Origin of the sequence: Streptomyces sp. NPDC020597, from assembly GCF_044335095.1 — a bacterium.
Lineage (GTDB): Bacteria > Actinomycetota > Actinomycetes > Streptomycetales > Streptomycetaceae > Streptomyces.
In genome coordinates, this window is the sequence record NZ_JBIRUL010000003.1 from 179117 (window position 1) to 199045 (window position 19929).

The following is a 19929-nucleotide window of genomic DNA, read 5'->3' on the forward strand; positions in this document are numbered from 1 at the left end:
CGTTTTGGTTTGCTGGACGCATGACGGATCTCCAGGACCTCGAGGGTGAACTGCGGCGGGTCGTCCGGGGGGACGTGGACTTCGGGGTGACGGCCCGGGCGCTGGTCACCATGGACGCCTCCAACTACCGGCGTGTCCCGCTCGGCGTCGTCGCGCCGCGGGACGCCGACGACGTGGCGGCCGTCCTGGAGGTGTGCCGGTCGCACGCGGTGCCGGTCGTCGCGCGCGGCGGCGGCACGTCCGTCGCGGGGCAGGCGACGGGGACGGGCGTGGTGCTGGACTTCACCCGGCACATGAACCGGCTGGTGTCGCTGGACGCGGGGGCGCGCACGGCCGTCGTGCAGCCGGGGCTGGTGCTCGACCGGTTGCAGGAGGCCGCGGCCCCGCACGGGCTGCGCTTGGGCCCCGACCCGTCCACGCACAGCCGGTGCACGCTCGGCGGGATGATCGGCAACAACTCGTGCGGGTCGCATTCGGTGGCCTGGGGGACCACGGCGGACAGCGTGCGCGAACTGTCGGTGCTCACCGCGCGCGGGGAGCGGCTGCGGCTCGCCCAGGGGTGGACGGGGGCACCGGACGGGCTGCGGACGCTGGTGGAGGGGGACCTCGCGCGGCTGCGGACCGGCTTCCCTGACCTGCCCCGCCGGATCTCCGGGTACGCCCTGGACGCGCTGCTGCCGGAGAACGGCGCGGACGTCGCCCGTTCGTTCTGCGGTTCCGAGGGCACCTTGGGCATCCTGACGGAGGCGGTCGTCGGGCTCGTCGAGGCGCCACGCGCGCGTGCGCTCGCGGTGCTCGGGTACGCCGACGAGGGCGCCGCCGCCGAGGCCGCGGCCGGACTGCTGCCGTTCGGGCCGCTGACGGTGGAGGGCATGGCGGCCGACCTGGTGCCGCGGGCGACGTCGGTCGACCTGCCGCGGGGCGGCGCCTGGCTGTTCGTGGAGACCGGCGGCGGGTCGGCGGACGAGGCGCACGCGCGTGCGCGGACCATCGTGCGCGCGGCCGACGCCCTGGACGCGCGGGTGGTGACGGACCCGGCCGGGCAACGGGCGCTGTGGCGGGTGCGGGAGGACGCCGCCGGCACGGCGACCCGGATGCCCGGCGGCGGCGAGGCGTGGCCCGGCTGGGAGGACTGCGCGGTGCCGCCCGCCCGGCTCGGCGGCTATCTGCGCGACTTCCGCGGGCTGCTCGCCGGCCACGGCCTGCGCGGCACGCCGTACGGGCACTTCGGGGACGGCTGCATCCACGTCCGTATCGACTTCGACCTGTTGTCGGAGGCCGGCGTCGCCCGTTTCCGGCGTTTCTCGGAGGAGCTGGCGGAGCTGGTCGTGTCGCACGGCGGCTCGCTCTCCGGCGAGCACGGGGACGGGCAGGCGCGGGCCGAACTGCTGCCCCGGATGTACGGGACGGAGCTGGTCGCGCTGTTCGAGCGGGCCAAGGGCGTGTGGGACCCGGACGACCTGCTCAACCCGGGGATGCTGGTGCGCCCCGCGCCCCTCGACACCAACCTGCGCTTCTCCGTCCTGCCGCGCGAGCCGGTGGACGTGGAGTTCGGCTACCCGTCCGACGGCGGTGACTTCGCGGCGGCGGTGCGCCGGTGCGTGGGGGTCGCGAAGTGCCGCACGACGGCGGGGGCGACGGGACCCGCGGGAGCTCCGGGCGGGGCGGCGGAGGCGGGGGTGATGTGCCCGTCCTTCCGGGCCACGGGCCGCGAGGAGCACTCCACGCGCGGCCGGGCCCGGCTGCTGCACGAGATGCTGGCCGGCGAGCTGGTGACGGACGGCTGGCGCTCCACCGAGGTCCGGGACGCGCTGGACCTGTGCCTGTCCTGCAAGGGCTGCCGCTCGGACTGCCCGGTCGAGGTCGACATGGCCACCTACAAGGCGGAGTTCCTGCACCACCACTACGCGGGCCGCCGCCGCCCGGCCGCGCACTACAGCATGGGGCGGCTGCCGGTGTGGCTGCGGTGGGCGGCGCGGCTGCGGGCGGCGGCGGCCGTGAACGCGCTGGCCTCCGTGGGGCCGCTGGCCCGGCTCGCGAAGCGGGCGGGCGGGATCGCCCCGGAGCGGGCGCTCCCGCGGCTGGCGCGCGAGACGTTCAGCGCGTGGTGGCGGGGACGGGGGGCCGGGAGCGGGCCCGGCCTCGGGAGCCGGGACTCCGGCGACCTGGTCGTCCTGTGGCCCGACACCTTCACCGAGCACCTCTCGCCCTCCGTGGGCCGGGCGGCCGTCCGGGTGCTGGAGGCGGCGGGGCTGCGGGTGGCGCTGCCGCCGACGCTGCGGATGCGGGGGCGGCCGGTGGGCGACGGCCGGTCCCGGAGCGCGGCCGCGCTGGCGACCGCCCGCCGCGGCCGGGTCTGCTGCGGGCTCACGTACGTCTCCACCGGTCAGCTCGACCACGCGCGCGTGGTGCTGCGCCGCACGCTCGACCTGATGGAACCGGTGCTGGAGACGGCCGCTCCGGTCGTCGTCCTGGAGCCGAGCTGTGCGGCCGCCCTGCGCACCGACCTGCCCGAGCTGCTGCACGACGACCCGCGCGCGGCCCGCCTGGCCGCCCGCGTGCTCACGTTCGCGCAGGCCCTGGAACGGCACGCCCCCGACTGGACCCCGCCCCGCCTGGACCGTCCGGCGGTCGGACAGACCCACTGCCACCAGCACGCTGTGCTGGGCGACGCGGCCGAACGGCGGCTGCGCGCGGCCGCGGGTCTCACCGGCGACCTGAGCGGCGGCTGCTGCGGCCTGGCGGGCGACTTCGGCTTCACGGCGGGTCACTTCGAGGTGTCGGTGGCCTGCGCGGAGGAACGGCTCCTGCCGTCCGTGCGGGCCGCCCCCGAGGCGGCGGTGATCCTGGCGGACGGCTACTCCTGCCGCACCCAGCTGGAGCAGCTGGCGGGGGTGCGCGGGAGGCACCTGGCGGAAGTGCTGGCGGAGGGGCTGGAGGCCGAGGAAGCCTGACGCGTGGGGCGTCCCTGACGGGGCTCAGGTGGCCGGCCGTGACAGGTGCCCCGGGCGGATCCCGGGCACCTGCCGCGCGGCTGACGCCTACGGCCGCTTGCGGCCCTCTATGCCGTCACTCCCTGTCCGCCGCCATGATGCCGACGCATTCTTCGAGCGCCGCGTGCAACGACGGTACAAAGGCGGCGAGCTCGGCGTCCGACGACCTGCCTCCCTCCAGTACGGCGCCGACGACCGTCACCAGGACGGCGGCGGCCTTGAGGGCGTGCACGTCGGCCAGTTCCTCAAGGAAACCGCCGGGGCGGCCGAGCACGAACCCCTCCTTGCCGGTCGCAGGGTCGACGCCGACGCTGCGGAAACGCCTCCCGCTCATGCAGCGGCCTCCGGCCGCACGTGGTCCTGTCCAAAGGGGGCGAGGACGGCTGCCCGGCGTGCATCCCGCTCGCGTTCCCATAGGGCGACGTACGGCCGGACCAGGGGCAGGCCGTCGGCGGTGATGACGTCGTCGCCGTGCGGTGGCCGAAGCGTGAGAACGGGTGGACGGACGCCGAGGAACGGTGGCACGTCGGCGGCGCGGTGAGCTCCGCGAGGCGGCAGAAAGAGGCTCAGGATCGCGGCCAGTAGGCTGCGCATAGGTCGACTCCCATTCAGTCGGCTCAGGCCCTGGTGAGGAAGTAGCCGCTTCCCGCCGGGGCCGTTCTGTGTTCGGAGCTCACCATACCGTGGATAACCGTAGACAACCACGGATGCGCAGAATGCCGTAGTCACCCACGCTGAGAATCATGGAGCTTGACCGTACGCGCCCCCTGTGGCGGCAGATCGCAGCGGAAATCATCCGGCGCATCGAGGACGGCACGTATCCTCCGGGCAGCCGCGTGCCTTCCACGTTGGAAATCGCCCAGGAGTTCGGCGTGGTGAACGCGACGGCGGCGAAGGCCATGCGGCACGTACGGACACAGGGCTGGACGCGGGGCGAGGTCGGGCTGGGGACGTTCGTGGCCGACTCCCTGCCGCCGTTTCCCGAAGCCCCCGAAACCCCCGCGTAAGAGATCGAGTACCGGATCGCCCAGCTGGCGGACGCTCGTCTTGCATCGTGTGGCGGACACGCGGGCGGTTGGAGCCTTTGGGCCTCGGACCGGGGCTGTTGAGCTCCTAGGGTGGCCGTAAACGGCCGTTCGAAGGGGCCCCGCCATGAGCCTGCGTGTCCAGTCCATCAGCCGTGACGAGCACCTGGCGTTCGTCGCGGGACGCCCCTCCGTCAGTCATATGCAGATCCCCTCGTGGGGGGATGTGAAGCCGGACTGGCGGGCCGAGAGCCTGGGCTGGTCCGACGGGGCGGGTGCGCTCGTGGGGGCCGGGCTGGTGCTGCTGCGGCCGGTGCCGAGGCTGCGCAGGTATCTGGCGTACCTGCCCGAGGGGCCGGTCGTCGACTGGCAGGCGCCGGATCTCGCCGAGCGCTGGCTGGCGCCGATGCTCGCGCACCTGAAGGGGCGGGGGGCGTTCTCGGTGAAGATGGGCCCGCCGGTCGTCGTACGGCGCTGGAGCGCGGACGCCGTCAAGGCGGCGATCGCCGACCCGGACGCCCACCGGCTGGGGGACGCCGAGCCGACGTCGTGCGAACAGGGCGCCCAGGACGTCGCCGACCGGCTGCGCGGGGCCGGTTGGCGGCCGGCCGCGCGGGGCGGCGAGGAGGGCTTCGCGGCGGGCCAGCCGCGCCACGTCTTCCAGGTGCCGCTGGCGGGACGCTCGCTGGACGACGTCCACAGCGGCCTGAACCAGCAGTGGCGGCGCAACATCAAGAAGGCGGAGAACGCGGGCGTGAAGGTGGTCCGGGGCGGGGCCGAGGACTTGCCGGCGTTCTATGGGCTGTACCTCGAGACCGCCGAGCGCGACCGCTTCCTCCCGCGCCCGCTGTCCTACTTCCGGCGTATGTGGGACGCGCTCAATGCCGAGCATCCCGACCGCATGCGGCTCTACCTCGCGCACCACGACGGCGAGGTCCTCGCCGCGGCCACCATGCTGACCGTCGGCGAGCACGTCTGGTACTCCTACGGCGCCTCCACCGTCCGCCGACGCGAGGTGCAGCCCAGCACCGCCGTGCAGTGGCGCATGATGGCGGACGCGCACGAGCAGGGCGCGGTCGTCTACGACCTGCGGGGGATCACCGACACGCTGGACGAGTCCGATCACCTGCTCGGCCTGCTCCGCTTCAAGGTGGGCGCGGGCGGGGAGGCGGTCGAGTACCTGGGCGAGTGGGACTTCCCTCTCAACAAGCTGCTGCACCGGGCGCTGAACCTGTACCTGGCCCGCCGCTGACGGCTTCCCCGTCCACTTGACGGCTTCCCGGCCGCTCGGTCGTCTCAGAGCCCGAGACAGTGGCATAAAGGGTTCACACGCCTGACCTGGTCCATTAGCCTGAACTCGACAGTGCATCGTGATGAACGAGCCCGAGCCGAGCACCAGGACCGCCCGTGACGACCCCCGACACCGCCCCCGCGACCGCGACCGCGAGCATCGCGGCCCCCCGGCTTCCGGGCGAGACCCCGGGCCGGTTCGGCTCCCTCGGTCCCGTCGGGCTGGTGCTCGCCGGCGGGATCTCGGTGCAGTTCGGCGGCGCGCTCGCGGTGACGCTGATGCCGAGGGCGGGCGCCCTGGGCGTGGTGGCGCTGCGGCTGCTGGTGGCGGCCGTGGTGCTGCTGGTCGTCTGCCGGCCGCGGCTGCGCGGCCACTCGCGCGCCGACTGGGGGACGGTCGTCGTCTTCGGCGTCGCGATGGCCGCGATGAACGGCCTGTTCTACCAGTCGCTGGACCGCATCCCGCTCGGCCCGGCGGTGACGCTGGAGGTCCTCGGCCCGCTGGCCCTGTCGGTCGTCGCCTCGCGCCGTGCGCTGAACCTGGTGTGGGCCGCGCTGGCTCTCGCGGGCGTGTTCCTGCTCAGCGGCGGCGGCGGTGGCGGTCACGGCGAGGGCGGCGGGGGCTTCGGCGCGCTCGACCCGGCGGGCGTCGCGTTCGCGCTGGGCGCCGGCGCGATGTGGGCCGCGTACATCGTCTTCAGTGCGCGCACCGGCCGGCGGTTCCCGCAGGCGGACGGGCTCGCCCTGGCGATGGCGGTGGGCGCGCTGCTCTTCCTCCCGCTGGGGCTCGTCGAGTCGGGCGCGAAGCTCGCCGACCCGGTGACGCTGGGCCTGGGCGCGGCGGTGGCGATGCTGTCCTCGGTCCTGCCCTACACCCTCGAACTGCTCGCCCTGCGGCGCATGCCCGCGTCCACCTTCGCCATCCTGATGAGCCTGGAGCCCGCCATCGCCGCCGCCGCGGGCTTCCTCATCCTCGACCAGGCCCTGACCACGGTCCAGGCGGCCGCGATCGCCCTGGTCGTGGCGGCGAGCATGGGCGCCGTGCGGACGCAGGTCGGGCGGCGGAAGGCAGCCGTTCCGGAGGCCTGAGCGGCAGGCGCGGGCTGTGGGCGAAGGGTGCGGGCGGGCTGTGCGCGAAAGGCGCGGGCGGGCGTTGGGCAAGGCTTGACGGCGGCTTGACGCGGGCCTGGCGGAGGCCTTCGGCGCGGGTGGCAGCATGCGCCCATGGGCACGTTCTACGAATACTTCAGCGCCGCCGACGACGAGGCGGCGTTCACGGACTTGTTCTGGCGGCAGGTCGAGAAGCGTCCCCTGTCGCCCCTGTCCGTGAAGGGCCTCGGCCCCTATGTCGAACTGGGCCAGGGGCAGAGCCTGCTCACCGGTGTGCCGTACGGCGAGGTCATCCGGCTGCCGCGCTTCTGCCGGTTCCTCACCGACGAGGCGTCGGAGCAGGCGCTGGTGACCGTGACCGACGAGCTGCGGGACGCTGTGGCGACGGCGACGCCCGACCGCTTCCGCGAGGTCGCCGAGCCCTGGTCGCGCATCGAGGAGTTCTCGCCCGGCTGGTACCCGGAGGACCTGGTCGCGTTCCTGACGGATCTGGCGGAGGTGGCCGTCCCGGCGCGCGCCGCGGGGCACCACCTCTACTGCGAGTTCTCCATGTGACCCCGCCGCGCGTTCTCCGTGCGGCGCGTCACGGAGCGGCCGGGGTGCGGACGGTGCATTAATTCATGCAAGCATGCTTGATTGTTTTTGGTGCCGCTGCCATGCTCCACCCATGGCCGACCCCACCCCCGTGCTCGACGACCTCCGTGCCGAAAGCGACGAACTCGACCGCCGGGTGGCCGGGTTGGGAGCAGCGCAGTGGGCGCTGCCGACGCCCGCCCCCGGCTGGACCGTCGCGCACCAGATCGCCCATCTCGCCTGGACCGACCGATCCTCCGTGCTGGCCGTGACCGACGAGGGCGCCTTCTCCCGTGAGGTCGAGAAGGCGCTCACCGCGCCCGGCGACTTCGTGGACAACGGCGCCGAGGAGGGGGCCGCGCAGCCCCCCGAGCAGCTCCTCGCGGACTGGCGGGCCGGACGCGAGGCCTTGCAGGAGGCGTTGCGCGCCGCCCCGCCGGGTGCGCGCTTCCCCTGGTACGGCCCGCCGATGGCCGTCGCCTCGATGGCCACCGCGCGGCTCATGGAGACCTGGGCCCACGGCCTGGACGTGGCGGACGCGCTCGGCGTGGAACCCCTGCCGACCGATCGGCTGCGGCACATCGTGCGCCTCGGCGTGCGCACCCGTGACTTCGCGTTCGGCGTGCACGGACTGCCCACGCCCTTCGAGGAGTTCCGCGTGGAACTGCGCAGCCCCTCGGGTCAGTTGTGGACGTTCGGTCCCGAGGACGCCGACGACCGGGTCACCGGCTCCGCCTTCGACTTCTGCCTCCTGGTGACCCAGCGCGCCCACCGCGCCGACCTCGGTCTGCGCGCCGAGGGCGCCGACGCCGACCGCTGGCTGGACGTCGCCCAGGCCTTCGCGGGGCCGCCCGGCAGCGGCCGTCCGCCCAAGGGGACGGACTCATGAGCGTGCTGCGCGTGGGCAACGCCTCCGGCTTCTACGGCGACCGCTTCGACGCCCTGCGCGAGATGCTCACTGGCGGCGAGCTGGACGTCGTCACCGGTGACTACCTCGCCGAGCTGACCATGCTGATCCTCGGCCGCGACCGGCTGAAGGATCCCGCCGCCGGTTACGCCCGCACCTTCCTGCGGCAGCTCGAGGAGTGCCTCGGCCTCGCCCACGAGCGCGGGGTGCGGATCGTCGCCAACGCCGGCGGCCTCAACCCGGCCGGACTCGCCGACGCCGTGCGGGAGACGGCGCGACGGCTCGGCATCCCGGTGCGCGTCGCGCACGTCGAGGGCGACGACCTCGGCCCCGCGTTCCCCGGCAGCCTCACCGCCCACGCCTACCTCGGCGGCTTCGGCATCGCCGCCTGTCTGCGCGAGGGCGCGGACGTCGTCGTCACCGGGCGGGTCACCGACGCGGCCCTGGTCACCGGTCCCGCCGCCGCCCGTTTCGGCTGGGGGCCGCGGGACTACGACCGCCTTGCGGGCGCGGTCGTCGCCGGTCACGTACTGGAGTGCGGGACGCAGGCGACGGGCGGCAACTACGCGTTCTTCGCCGACGGCGGCGCCGGACGTGACCTGCGGCGGCCCGGCTTCCCGCTCGCCGAGATCCACGAGGACGGCAGCTGCGTCATCACCAAGCACCCCGGCACGGGCGGCTTCGTGGACATCGGCACGGTGACCGCCCAGCTGCTGTACGAGACGGGCGGCGCCCGGTACGCCGGCCCCGACGTCACCGCCCGGCTGGACACGGTGCGGCTCACCGAGGACGGCCCGGACCGGGTGCGGATCGACGGCGTGCGGGGCGAGGCCCCGCCGCCCGACCTCAAGGTCGGCCGCACCCGCCTCGGCGGCTTCCGCAACGAGGTCGTCTTCGTGCTCACCGGCCTCGACATCGAGGCCAAGGCGGCGCTGGTGCGCGAGCAGATGACCGACGCACTCGCCAAGTCGCCCCCGGCAGAGGTCCGTTGGGAACTCGTCCGCACGGACCGGCCAGACGCCGACACCGAGGAGACCGCCGGCGCGCTGCTGCGGCTCGTCGTGCGGGACCCCGAACAGGCGCTCGTCGGGCGGTCCTTGAGCGGGGCTGCCGTGGAGCTCGCACTCGGCAGCTACCCCGGCTTCCATCTCCTCGCACCCCCGGGCAAGGGATCCCCGTACGGCGTGTTCGAGGCGTCGTCCGTCCCGCAGGCGGACGTCGAGCACGTCGCCGTCCTGCACGACGGCCGCCGTCTGACCGTCCCCGCGCCGCCGGCCGAGGACACCCGTCCGCTCGAGGCGGCGCCGGAACCCGGCCTGCCCGAACCGCTGCCGCCCGGCCCCGTGCGGCGCGCACCCCTCGGACTGGTCGCCGGCGCCCGCAGCGGCGACAAGGGCGGCGACGCCAACGTCGGCGTCTGGGCGCGGACGGACGACGCCTGGCGCTGGCTCGCCCACGAGCTGACGACCGACCGGCTGCGCGAACTCCTCCCCGAGTGCCGCCCCCTGACCGTCACCCGGCACGTCCTGCCGCGGCTGCGCGCCCTGAACTTCGTCGTCGAGGGCGTCCTCGGCGCCGGCGTGGCCGACCGGCACCGCTTCGACCCACAGGCCAAGGCGCTCGGCGAATGGCTGCGCTCCCGCTGCCTGGACATCCCGGAGGCCCTCCTTTGACGGTCATCACGTCCGCCCTGGACACCCACGGCGCCGACTACCGCGCCCACCGCGAGGCGATGCTCGGCAAGCTGGCCGGCCTCGACGCGGAGCACGCGAAGGCGCTGGCGGGGGGAGGCGAGAAGTACGTCGCCCGGCACCGCGCGCGCGGCAAGCTCCTCGCCCGCGAGCGCATCGAGCTGCTCCTCGACCCCGACACCCCGTTCCTGGAACTGTCGCCGCTGGCCGCCTGGGGCAGCGACCACGCCGTGGGCGCCTCCCTCGTCACCGGCATCGGGGTCGTCGAGGGCGTCCAGTGCCTGATCACCGCCAACGACCCCACCGTGCGGGGCGGCGCCAGCAACCCGTGGTCGCTGAAGAAGGCCCTGCGCGCCAACGACATCGCGCTCGCCAACCGGCTGCCCTGCATCAGCCTGGTGGAGTCGGGCGGCGCCGACCTGCCGTCCCAGAAGGAGATCTTCATCCCGGGAGGCGCCGTCTTCCGCGACCTGACCCGGCTCTCCGCTGCCGGCATCCCGACCGTCGCCGTGGTCTTCGGGAACTCCACCGCGGGCGGCGCGTACGTCCCCGGCATGTCCGACCACGTGATCATGGTCAAGGAGCGGGCGAAGGTGTTCCTCGGTGGACCGCCGCTGGTGAAGATGGCCACCGGGGAGGAGAGCGACGACGAGTCCCTGGGCGGCGCGGAGATGCACGCGCGCGTGTCCGGTCTCGCCGACCACTTCGCCGTCGACGAGCGGGACGCGCTGCGCCAGGCGCGGCGCGTGGTGGCCCGCCTCAACCACCGCAGGGCGTACCCGGACCCGGGCCCGGCCGTCCCTCCCAGGTATGACGAGGAAGAGCTCCTGGGCATAGTGCCCGGGGATCTGCGGACCCCTTTCGATCCGCGCGAGGTCATCGCCCGGATCGTCGACGACTCCGACTTCGACGAGTTCAAGCCGCTGTACGGGACGAGCCTGACGACCGGCTGGGCGACCCTGCACGGCTACCCCGTCGGCATCCTGGCGAACGCCCAGGGCGTCCTGTTCAGCGCCGAGTCGCAGAAGGCCGCCCAGTTCGTCCAGCTCGCCAACCAGCGCGACATCCCGCTGCTCTTCCTGCACAACACCACCGGCTACATGGTCGGCAAGGAGTACGAGCAGGGCGGCATCATCAAGCACGGCGCGATGATGATCAACGCGGTGTCCAACTCGAGGGTCCCGCACCTGTCGGTGCTCATGGGCGCGTCGTACGGCGCCGGCCACTACGGCATGTGCGGACGCGCCTACGACCCCCGGTTCCTGTTCGCCTGGCCGAGCGCCAAGTCGGCCGTGATGGGACCGCAACAGCTCGCCGGCGTCCTGTCGATCGTCGCCCGGCAGTCGGCGGCGGCGAAGGGCCACCCCTACGACGAGGACGCCGACGCCGCCCTGCGCGCCATGGTGGAGCAGCAGATCGAGTCCGAGTCGCTGCCCATGTTCCTGTCGGGTCGGCTGTACGACGACGGCGTCATCGACCCGCGCGACACCCGCACCGTCCTCGGTCTGTGCCTGTCGGCCGTGCACACGGCCCCGTACGAGGGCGCCCGCGGCGGCTTCGGCGTCTTCCGGATGTGAGGCTCATGATTACTTCCGTTCTGGTGGCCAACCGCGGCGAGATCGCCTGCCGCGTCTTCCGCACCTGCCGCGAGGCGGGCGTGCGCACCGTCGCCGTGCACTCGGACGCCGACGCCGGCGCGCTCCACACGCGCGTGGCCGACGCGGCCGTACGGCTGCCCGGCAGCTCGCCCGCGGACACCTATCTGCGCGCCGACCTCGTGGTCAAGGCCGCCGTCGCCGCGGGCGCGGACGCCGTGCACCCCGGCTACGGCTTCCTGTCGGAGAACGCCGACTTCGCGCGCGCCGTCCTGGACGCGGGCCTCGTCTGGATCGGGCCGCCGCCCGAGGCGATCGAGGCCATGGCGTCCAAGACCCGCGCCAAACAGCTGATGGGCCTCACCGCCCCGGCCCCGGACGAGGTGACGCAGGCCGACCTGCCCGTGCTGGTGAAGGCGGCGGCGGGCGGCGGCGGCCGCGGCATGCGGGTCGTGCGCCGCCTGACAGAACTGGGCCCCGCGCTGGAGGCCGCGCGCGCCGAGGCCGCGAGCGCCTTCGGCGACGGCGAGGTGTTCGTCGAGCCGTACGTGGAGAACGGCCGTCACGTCGAGGTGCAGATCCTCGCCGACGCGCACGGCACGGTGTGGGCGCTCGGCACCCGCGACTGCTCGCTCCAGCGGCGCCACCAGAAGGTGATCGAGGAGGCGCCGGCGCCCGGTCTGTCCGAGCCCCTGACGGAGGAACTGCGGGCGCTGGCCGTGCGCGCCGCGCGGGCCGTCTCCTACGTCGGCGCCGGCACCGTCGAGTTCCTGGTCGCGGACGGCCGCCCGCACTTCCTGGAGATGAACACCCGGCTCCAGGTCGAACACCCCGTCACGGAGGCTGTCTTCGGGCTCGACCTGGTGGCCGAGCAGATCCGGGTCGCGGAGGGCGCCGCCCTCGCCCCCGAGCCGCCGCCCGCGCGCGGTCACGCCGTCGAGGCCCGCCTCTACGCCGAGGATCCGGCAGCCGACTGGACCCCGCAGACCGGCGTCCTGCACCGGCTGTCCGTGCCCGAAGGCGTCCGGCTGGACACCGGCTACGGCGACGGCGACGACATCGGCGTCCACTACGACCCGATGCTCGCCAAGGTGGTCGCCCACGCCCCCACGCGCGCGGAGGCGATCCGCAGGCTCGCGGGCGCCCTGGAACGCGCGGTCCTGCACGGGCCGGTCACCAACCGCGACCTGCTGGTCCGCTCCCTGCGGCACCCGGAGTTCACGTCCGCCCGCATGGACACCGGCTTCTACGACCGGCACCTCGGCGCCCTCACCGCTCCGGCGCGCGACCCGTACGCCCCGCTGGCCGCCGCCCTCGCCGACGCCCGCACCCGCTCACCGTTCGGCGGCTGGCGCAACGTGCCGTCCCAGCCGCAGACGAAGCGGTACGCGGTGGGCGGCGAGGAGATCGAGGCGGCGTACACACACGGCCGGGCCGGGCTCATGGCCGAGGGCGTCCAGGTCGTCCACGCGACCCCGTCCCTGGTCGTCCTGGAGTCCGAGGGCGTACGCCGCCGCTACGAGATCGCCCGCTACGGCGACCAGGTCCACGTCAACGGCGAGACCCTCACGGCCCTCCCGCGCTTCCCGGCCCCGCAGGCCCAGCACGCCCCCGGCTCCCTCCTGGCCCCGATGCCGGGCACGGTCGTCAAGCTCGCGCCGGGTCTCATCACCGGATCGAGTGTCGAAGCGGGTGAACCGCTGGTGTGGCTCGAAGCGATGAAGATGCAACACGTCATCTCCGCCCCGGCGACGGGGACGGTGACGGCGGTCCAGGTGACGGAAGGACAGCAGGTGCAGGTCGGCGCCCTGCTGGCAGTAGTGCACGACGCCTAGTCCCGGTCACGGCGTCAGGGCGCGGGGCTGCATCGACATGCGGCTCCGCCGCGTGAGCGCGACCGACCACGACGAACCCGCAGCCAGAGGAGCCACAGTGACGACCCTGATCGAATCCGACGAGCACAAGGCACTGCGCGCAGCCGTGGCCTCCTTCGCCAAGGCCCACACCGACACCGCCGACCTCTGGCGGGCGGCCGCCGAACTCGGCTACATCGGCGTCAACCTCCCCGAGAGCTACGGCGGAGGAGGCGGCGGCATCACCGAACTCTCCCTCGTCCTCGAGGAGATGGGCGCCGCCGGCAACCCACTGCTGATGATGATCGTCTCCCCGGCGATCTGCGGCACGGTCATCGCCCGCTTCGGCACCGAGGCCCAGAAGCAGACGTGGCTCCCGGCGCTGGCCGACGGCAGCCGCCTCATGGCGTTCGGCATCACCGAGCCCGACGCCGGCTCCAACAGCCACCGCATCACCACCACCGCCCGCCGCGACAGCGCGAGCGGGGACTGGCTGCTCACCGGCCGCAAGGTCTTCGTCTCCGGCGTGGACATCGCCGACGCCACCCTGATCGTCGGCCGCACCGAGGACGCGCGCACGGGCCGCCTCAAGCCCTGCCTGTTCATCGTCCCGCGCGACGCGCCCGGCTTCTCCCGCCGCCGGATCGACATGGAACTGACCAGTGCGGAGAAACAGTTCGAGCTGGTCCTGGACGACGTGCGGCTCCCGGCCGACGCGCTGGTGGGCGACGAGGATGCCGGACTGCTGCAGCTCTTCGCCGGTCTGAACCCGGAGCGCGTCATGACGGCCGCGTTCGCGATCGGCATGGGCCGGCACGCCCTGGCCCGCGCGGTCGAGTACGCGCGCGAACGCACCGTCTGGGACACCCCCATCGGCGCCCACCAGGCCGTCGCCCACCCCCTCGCACAGGCCCACATCGACCTCGAACTGGCCCGCCTGATGATGCAGAAGGCGGCCCGGCTGTACGACGCGGGCGACGACGCGGGCGCGGGCGAGGCCGCCAACATGGCCAAGTACGCGGCGGGGGAGGCCTGCGTGAAGGCGGTCGACCAGGCCGTGCACACCCTCGGCGGCAACGGCCTCACGCGCGAGTACGGCCTCGCCCGGTTGATAACGGCCTCCCGCGTGGCTCGTATCGCCCCGGTGAGCCGGGAGATGATTCTCAACTACGTCTCCCACCAGACCCTGGGCCTGCCCAAGTCGTACTGAACCGTCTCACCGGCCGCACCGGCCCGAAGCGCCCGGCCGCACAGCGCGTGCCCGGCGTCCGAGGAGGACCATGTTCCGCAGCGAGTACGCAGACGTCCCGCCCATAGAACTCCCCATCCACGAGGCCGTGCTGGGCCGCGCCGCCGAGTTCGGCGAGCTGCCCGCCCTCGTCGACGGCACGGACGGCACCACCCTCACGTACGACCAGCTGGACCGGTTCCACCGGCGGGTCGCGGCCGCCCTCGCCGAGGCCGGGGTCGCCAAGGGCGACGTGCTGGCGCTGCACAGCCCGAACACCGTCGCGTTCCCGATCGCCTTCTACGCGGCCACCCGCGCCGGCGCCACCGTCACCACGGTGCATCCGCTCGCCACCGCCGAGGAGTTCGCCAAACAGCTCGGCGACTCGGCCGCCCGCTGGATCGTCACCGTCTCGCCGCTGCTGCAGGCGGCCCGGCGGGCCGCCGAACTCGCGGGCGGCGTCGAGGAGATCTTCGTCTGCGACACCGCCCCCGGACACCGCTCGCTGATCGACATGCTCGGCTCGGCGGCCCCCGAGCCGCAGATCGTCATCGACCCGGCGGCGGACGTCGCGGCCCTGCCGTACTCCTCCGGCACCACGGGCGTCCCCAAGGGCGTGATGCTCACCCACCGGCAGATCGCCACCAACCTCGCCCAGCTCGAACCGGCGGTCTCCGCGGGCCCCGGCGACCGCATCCTCGCCGTGCTGCCCTTCTTCCACATCTACGGACTCACCGCGCTGATGAACGCGCCGCTGCGGCAGGGCGCCACGGTCGTCGTCCTGCCCCGCTTCGACCTCGAGACGTTCCTCGCCGCCATCCAGGAGCACCGCATCACCGGCCTGTACGTGGCCCCGCCGATCGTCCTCGCCCTCGCCAAGCACCCGGCGGTCGCCGCCTACGACCTGACGTCGCTGAAGTACGTGATCAGCGCGGCCGCACCGCTGGACGCCGACCTCGCCGCGGCCTGCGCCGAGCGCCTGAACCTCCCGCCCGTGGGCCAGGCCTACGGCATGACGGAACTGTCGCCGGGCACCCACGTCGTCCCCCTGTCCGCCATGCGCGAGGCCCCCGGCGGCACCGTCGGCCGGCTCATCGCCGGCACCGAGATGCGCATCGTCTCCCTCGACGACCCCGGAAAGGATCTCGGCGCCGGCGAGGCCGGCGAGATCCTCATCCGGGGGCCGCAGGTCATGAAGGGCTACCTGGGCCGCCCCGACGCCACCGCCGCCATGATCGACGACGCCGGCTGGCTGCACACCGGCGACGTCGGGCGGGTCGACGAGGGCGGCTGGCTGTTCGTCGTCGACCGCGTCAAGGAACTCATCAAGTACAAGGGCTTCCAGGTGGCCCCCGCCGAACTCGAGGCGCTGCTGCTCACCCACCCGCAGATCGCGGACGCCGCCGTCGTCGGCGTCTACGACGACGACGGCAACGAGGTCCCGCACGCCTTCGTGGTCCGCCGTCCCACCGCCCCCGAGCTCGCCGCGGGGGAGGTCGCCATGTACGTCGCCGAGCGGGTCGCCCCCTACAAGCGCGTCCGTCACGTCACCTTCGTCGACGCCGTGCCCAGAGCCGCCTCGGGCAAGATCCTCCGCCGCCGTCTCAGGGAGCGCACATGACCACGCCCACGGCGCCCCTCGTCGGACGCACCCGCGCGCGGGGCGTCGAGACGCTCAGTCTCGACGCGCCCGCCACCCGCAACGCCCTCTCCTCGGCGCTCGTCGACGCCCTCGCAGACGCCCTCGCGGACTGCGCCGGGGACCCGGGCGTCCGCGCGGTGGTCCTCACCCACACCGGCGGCACGTTCTGCGCCGGCGCCGATCTGCGCGACCCGCCCGGCCCGGACGCGTTCGTGGGACTGCTGCGCCGGATCGTCGCCCTGCCCAAGCCGGTCGTCGCCCGCGTCACCGGGCACGTACGCGCCGGCGGGCTCGGCCTGCTCGCCGCCTGCGACGTCACGGCCGCCTCCGCCGCGGCGACCTTCGCGTTCACGGAGGTGCGGATCGGGGTGGCGCCGGCGGTGATCTCCCTGCCGCTGCTCCCGCGCACCGACCCGCGGGCCCTCGCCCGCTACTACCTCACCGGCGAGCGCTTCGACGCCCCCGAGGCGGCCCGCATCGGTCTGCTGACCGCGTCCGGCGACGACGTCGACGCCGTCCTCGCCCCTGTCCTCGACGGGTTCCGCAGATCCGCGCCGCAAGGCCTGGCCGAGACGAAACGGCTGCTCACGGCTAGGGTGCTGGAGGCATTCGACCGGGATGCCGCCGATCTCACCGCACTCTCGGCCCGGCTGTTCGCCACCGCCGAGGCCCGCGAGGGGATGACGGCCTTCCTCGAACGACGGGATCCCGCATGGGCGCTGTGAGCGCGGTCGACCGCGACCGCGTCCCCAAGCAGGACCGCAGCCGGGCCACCCGGCAGCGGCTGCTGGAGGCAGCCGTGGCCTGCCTCGGCGAGCACGGCTGGGCGGGCTCCACGGTGTCCGTCGTCGCCGAACGCGCGGGCGTCTCCCGCGGCGCCGCCCAGCACCACTTCCCCACCCGCGAGGACCTGTTCACCGCGGCCGTCGAGTACGTCGCCGAGGAACGCTCGACCGCGTTGCGCGCGCTGTTCCCGCAGGGCGCGGCCGGTGACCGGCGCGCGGTCGTCAGCGCCCTCGTCGACCTCTACACGGGCCCCCTCTTCCGGGCCGCCCTGCACCTGTGGGTGGCCGCCTCCAACGAGGAGCAGCTGCGCCCGAGGGTCACCGAGCTGGAGGCCCGGGTGGGCCGCGAGACCCACCGCATAGCCGTGGAGCTCCTCGACGCCGACGAGTCCGTGCCCGGGGTCCGCGAGAGGGTCCAGGGACTCCTCGACATGGCCCGCGGCCTCGGCCTCGCCAACCTCCTCACCGACGACGGACCGCGCCGCGAGCGGGTGGTGACGCAGTGGGCGGCCCTGCTGGACGAAGCGCTCGGCTGAGAGCGGCGCCGTCCCCCGGGACCGACCCGGGGCCCTACGGCGTCGGGCATGGGTGACACGTTCCAGACGATCGTCGACCGCGACGCCGCACCGCAGGACGCGCGGCGACTCGCGCGGTCCGTGGTGGACCTGTGGGTGGCCGAGGGCATCGTGCTCGCCGACGCGGAGGCGGGCTGGGGCCTCGGCGAGCTGCCGGCCCATCCGCCCGGACCGCGGTGGCACAAGGCGGTCGACGACGCCTACGGAGGCGCCCCGGAAGGCGTGGTCGTGCACAGCGAGCGCCGCGTCTTCCACAGCACGTTCCTCGCCCGCGAGCCGTCGACGAGCTGCCCGCGCTGTGCGGCAGTCGCCGCGGACCCGCTGCTCATCTCGGAGGCGGTCGAGCGGTGGCACAGGACCGGTGAGGCCGAGTTTCGCTGCCACGCCTGCGGCGAGGACTTCCCGCTGCCCGCCTGGAACTGGTCGGAGGACCACCTGGCCCTCGCCTGCCTGGGGTTCCAGTTCTGGAACTGGCCACGGCTCAGCGAGGCGTTCCGCGCCCGGACGGCGGAGCTCCTGTCCGGGCACCGCATCGCGTTCCTCGCGGGCAAGGTCTGAGCGGCCGGCCCACGTGGTCGGCGGGCGGGGCGTCCGCTCAGGGGCTGAGCCGCTCCACGCGCCAGCTGCCGTCCGGTTCCGCCACGTACCGCAGACGGTCGTGCAGGCGGTTCAGACGGCCCTGCCAGAACTCCACCGACCGCGGCGCCACCCGGAAACCGCCCCAGTGCGGCGGCACCGGCACCTGCTCGCCCTCCGGGTAGCGGGCCGCCAGCTCGGCGTAGGCGGCGTCGAGACCGTCGCGCGAGGCGATCACCGAGGACTGGGCGCTGGCCCACGCGCCCAGTTGTGAGCCGTGCGGCCGGGTGCGGAAGTACGCAGCCGTCTCGTCGCGCCCGGTGCGCCGCGCCACGCCCCGCACGATGACCTGCCGGGCCATCGGATGCCACGGGAAGAGCAGCGAGACGTGCGGGTTCCCGGCGAGGTCGCGGGCCTTGCGGGATTCGTAGTTGGTGTAGAAGACGAAGCCCTGCTCGTCGAACTGCTTCAGCAGCACCGTGCGGGAGCTGGGCCGGCCCTCGGCGTCCGCGGTGGAGACGACCATGGCGTTCGGCTCGAAGAGGTGGGCCTCCACGGCCGCGTCCTTGAACCAGCGGGCGAACTGCTCCACGGGCGTCGCGGCCAGCTCGCTCTCGGCGAGCCCCTCGACCCGGTACTGCTTGCGCATGGCGGCGGGGTCGAGCGCGGGACCGGGACCGGCACCGAGGCCCGGTCCGGGGGAGGCGGCGTCTGCGTCGGTCACACCGCCATCCTGCCGCATGGCCCTCCGACGCGGACGACCCACCCGGGCCGCATCGAATGGCACTCAGTGCCGCTGGCACTCCCCAAAGGTGGCACTCACGGATAGGGTGAGATGCCACCCCGGTCGGGTGACCGCCGGCCCTACGGGGCATCACTGGGGAGAGCGCCAGGACCGCGAGTCCCCGCGCGTCGATCCGGATCGACGTGCACCGGACCGCGGAGCCTCCGGCCCGTCCGTCGCACACTCACGAGGAGCCGCCTCATGTCCGACTTCGTACCCGGACTCGAAGGAGTCGTCGCGTTCGAGACGGAGATCGCCGAACCCGACAAGGAGGGCGGCGCCCTGCGGTACCGGGGCGTCGACATCGAGGACCTGGTCGGCCACGTCTCCTTCGGCAACGTCTGGGGCCTGCTCGTGGACGGCGCCTTCAACCCCGGCCTGCCGCCCGCCGAGCCGTTCCCGATCCCCGTCCACTCCGGTGACATCCGCGTCGACGTCCAGTCCGCGCTCGCCATGCTCGCGCCGGTCTGGGGCCTCAAGCCGCTCCTCGACATCGACGCCGAGCAGGCCCGCGAGGACCTCGCCCGCGCCGCCGTCATGGCCCTCTCCTACGTCGCCCAGTCGGCGCGCGGCCAGGGCACGCCCATGGTCCCGCAGCGGGAGATCGACAAGGCCCGCTCCGTCGTCGAACGCTTCATGATCCGCTGGCGGGGCGAGCCCGACCCCAAGCACGTGAAGGCGGTCGACGCGTACTGGACGTCCGCGGCCGAGCACGGCATGAACGCGTCCACCTTCACCGCCCGGGTGATCGCCTCGACCGGCGCCGACGTCGCCGCCGCGCTCTCCGGCGCCGTGGGCGCCATGTCCGGCCCGCTGCACGGCGGCGCCCCCTCCCGCGTGCTCGGCATGATCGAGGAGATCGAACGGACCGGCGACGCCGACGCCTACGTCAGGCAGGCCCTCGACAGGGGCGAGCGCCTGATGGGCTTCGGCCACCGCGTCTACCGCGCCGAGGACCCCCGCGCGCGCGTGCTGCGCCGCACCGCCCGTGAGCTCGGCGCACCCCGCTTCGAGATCGCCGAAGCACTGGAGAAGGCGGCGCTCGCCGAGCTCCACGCCCGCCGCCCGGACCGGGTCCTCGCGACGAACGTCGAGTTCTGGGCGGCCATCGTGCTGGACTTCGCCGAAGTCCCGGCGCACATGTTCACGTCGATGTTCACCTGCGCCCGCACGGCCGGCTGGTCGGCGCACATCCTGGAGCAGAAGCGCACCGGCCGCCTGGTCCGTCCGTCGGCCCGCTACGTCGGCCCGGGATCGCGCAACCCGCGGGAGATCGAGGGCTACGGCGACATCGCGAACTGA

General features: G+C 74.0%; 17 protein-coding genes. 15 read left to right on the forward strand and 2 right to left on the reverse strand.

The genetic code is table 11. The features are described 5' to 3' along the window. Window positions 1-20 precede the first annotated feature (20 nt). A complete protein-coding gene (locus tag ACH4ZA_RS06985; RefSeq protein ID WP_398428366.1) occupies window positions 21-2954 on the forward strand; it encodes an FAD-binding and (Fe-S)-binding domain-containing protein in 2934 nt (977 codons plus the stop codon). 115 nt (window positions 2955-3069) lie between these two features. Here the strand turns inward: ACH4ZA_RS06985 and ACH4ZA_RS06990 are convergent, their stop codons facing one another. After that, window positions 3070-3327, reverse strand: coding sequence for a hypothetical protein (locus tag ACH4ZA_RS06990; RefSeq protein WP_319276036.1), 258 nt, complete (start codon window positions 3325-3327; stop codon window positions 3070-3072). A 409-nt stretch (window positions 3328-3736) separates the two neighbouring features. Between ACH4ZA_RS06990 and ACH4ZA_RS06995 the strand changes: the two genes are divergently transcribed. From ACH4ZA_RS06995 to ACH4ZA_RS07055, 13 genes are all read left to right on the forward strand, one after another. Further along, entirely contained in the window at window positions 3737-4000 is a 264-nt protein-coding gene (locus ACH4ZA_RS06995; RefSeq protein WP_319276037.1) for a winged helix-turn-helix domain-containing protein, read from the forward strand. Window positions 4001-4145: 145 nt separating this feature from the next. Continuing rightward, window positions 4146-5270 carry a lipid II:glycine glycyltransferase FemX gene (locus ACH4ZA_RS07000; protein WP_398428368.1) on the forward strand — a complete coding sequence of 375 codons (1125 nt, stop codon included), beginning with the start codon at window positions 4146-4148 and terminating at the stop codon, window positions 5268-5270. A gap of 155 nt (window positions 5271-5425) precedes the next feature. Beyond that, window positions 5426-6397, forward strand: coding sequence for an EamA family transporter (locus tag ACH4ZA_RS07005; RefSeq protein ID WP_398428369.1), 972 nt, complete (start codon window positions 5426-5428; stop codon window positions 6395-6397). A gap of 135 nt (window positions 6398-6532) precedes the next feature. Next, on the forward strand, window positions 6533-6973 hold the full coding sequence (locus ACH4ZA_RS07010) for a hypothetical protein (RefSeq protein ID WP_319276039.1): 441 nt from the start codon (window positions 6533-6535) through the stop codon (window positions 6971-6973). Window positions 6974-7085: 112 nt separating this feature from the next. Then, a complete protein-coding gene (locus ACH4ZA_RS07015) occupies window positions 7086-7880 on the forward strand; it encodes a TIGR03084 family metal-binding protein (protein ID WP_319276040.1) in 795 nt (264 codons plus the stop codon). Beyond that, complete coding sequence (locus ACH4ZA_RS07020; protein ID WP_398428371.1) at window positions 7877-9571, forward strand: acyclic terpene utilization AtuA family protein; 1695 nt, start codon at window positions 7877-7879, stop codon at window positions 9569-9571. Before ACH4ZA_RS07015 ends, ACH4ZA_RS07020 begins: the two co-directional genes overlap by 4 nt. Further along, a complete protein-coding gene (locus ACH4ZA_RS07025) occupies window positions 9568-11166 on the forward strand; it encodes a carboxyl transferase domain-containing protein (protein WP_319276042.1) in 1599 nt (532 codons plus the stop codon). The genes ACH4ZA_RS07020 and ACH4ZA_RS07025 overlap by 4 nt, the downstream gene beginning before the upstream one ends. A 5-nt stretch (window positions 11167-11171) precedes the next feature. Beyond that, the gene (locus tag ACH4ZA_RS07030) at window positions 11172-13019 is read left to right on the forward strand and encodes a biotin carboxylase N-terminal domain-containing protein (protein ID WP_319276043.1); all 1848 of its coding nucleotides are present in this window, start codon (window positions 11172-11174) and stop codon (window positions 13017-13019) included. 97 nt (window positions 13020-13116) lie between these two features. Next, entirely contained in the window at window positions 13117-14247 is a 1131-nt protein-coding gene (locus ACH4ZA_RS07035; RefSeq protein ID WP_319276044.1) for an acyl-CoA dehydrogenase, read from the forward strand. A gap of 70 nt (window positions 14248-14317) precedes the next feature. Beyond that, window positions 14318-15886 (forward strand): 4-coumarate--CoA ligase family protein, encoded by a 1569-nt coding sequence (locus ACH4ZA_RS07040; RefSeq protein WP_398428372.1) that lies wholly within the window; start codon window positions 14318-14320, stop codon window positions 15884-15886. Further along, window positions 15883-16632, forward strand: a complete 750-nt coding sequence (locus ACH4ZA_RS07045) for an enoyl-CoA hydratase family protein (RefSeq protein ID WP_319276046.1) — start codon at window positions 15883-15885, stop codon at window positions 16630-16632. The genes ACH4ZA_RS07040 and ACH4ZA_RS07045 overlap by 4 nt, the downstream gene beginning before the upstream one ends. After that, window positions 16620-17228 carry a TetR/AcrR family transcriptional regulator gene (locus ACH4ZA_RS07050; RefSeq protein WP_319276047.1) on the forward strand — a complete coding sequence of 203 codons (609 nt, stop codon included), beginning with the start codon at window positions 16620-16622 and terminating at the stop codon, window positions 17226-17228. Before ACH4ZA_RS07045 ends, ACH4ZA_RS07050 begins: the two co-directional genes overlap by 13 nt. Before the next feature lie 48 nt (window positions 17229-17276). Then, on the forward strand, window positions 17277-17825 hold the full coding sequence (locus ACH4ZA_RS07055) for a hypothetical protein (RefSeq protein WP_398428373.1): 549 nt from the start codon (window positions 17277-17279) through the stop codon (window positions 17823-17825). Window positions 17826-17862: 37 nt separating this feature from the next. Here the strand turns inward: ACH4ZA_RS07055 and pdxH are convergent, their stop codons facing one another. After that, window positions 17863-18585 carry a pyridoxamine 5'-phosphate oxidase gene (pdxH, locus tag ACH4ZA_RS07060; RefSeq protein ID WP_398428374.1) on the reverse strand — a complete coding sequence of 241 codons (723 nt, stop codon included), beginning with the start codon at window positions 18583-18585 and terminating at the stop codon, window positions 17863-17865. A 243-nt stretch (window positions 18586-18828) separates the two neighbouring features. Between pdxH and ACH4ZA_RS07065 the strand changes: the two genes are divergently transcribed. Then, window positions 18829-19929, forward strand: a complete 1101-nt coding sequence (locus ACH4ZA_RS07065; protein WP_319276050.1) for a citrate synthase 2 — start codon at window positions 18829-18831, stop codon at window positions 19927-19929.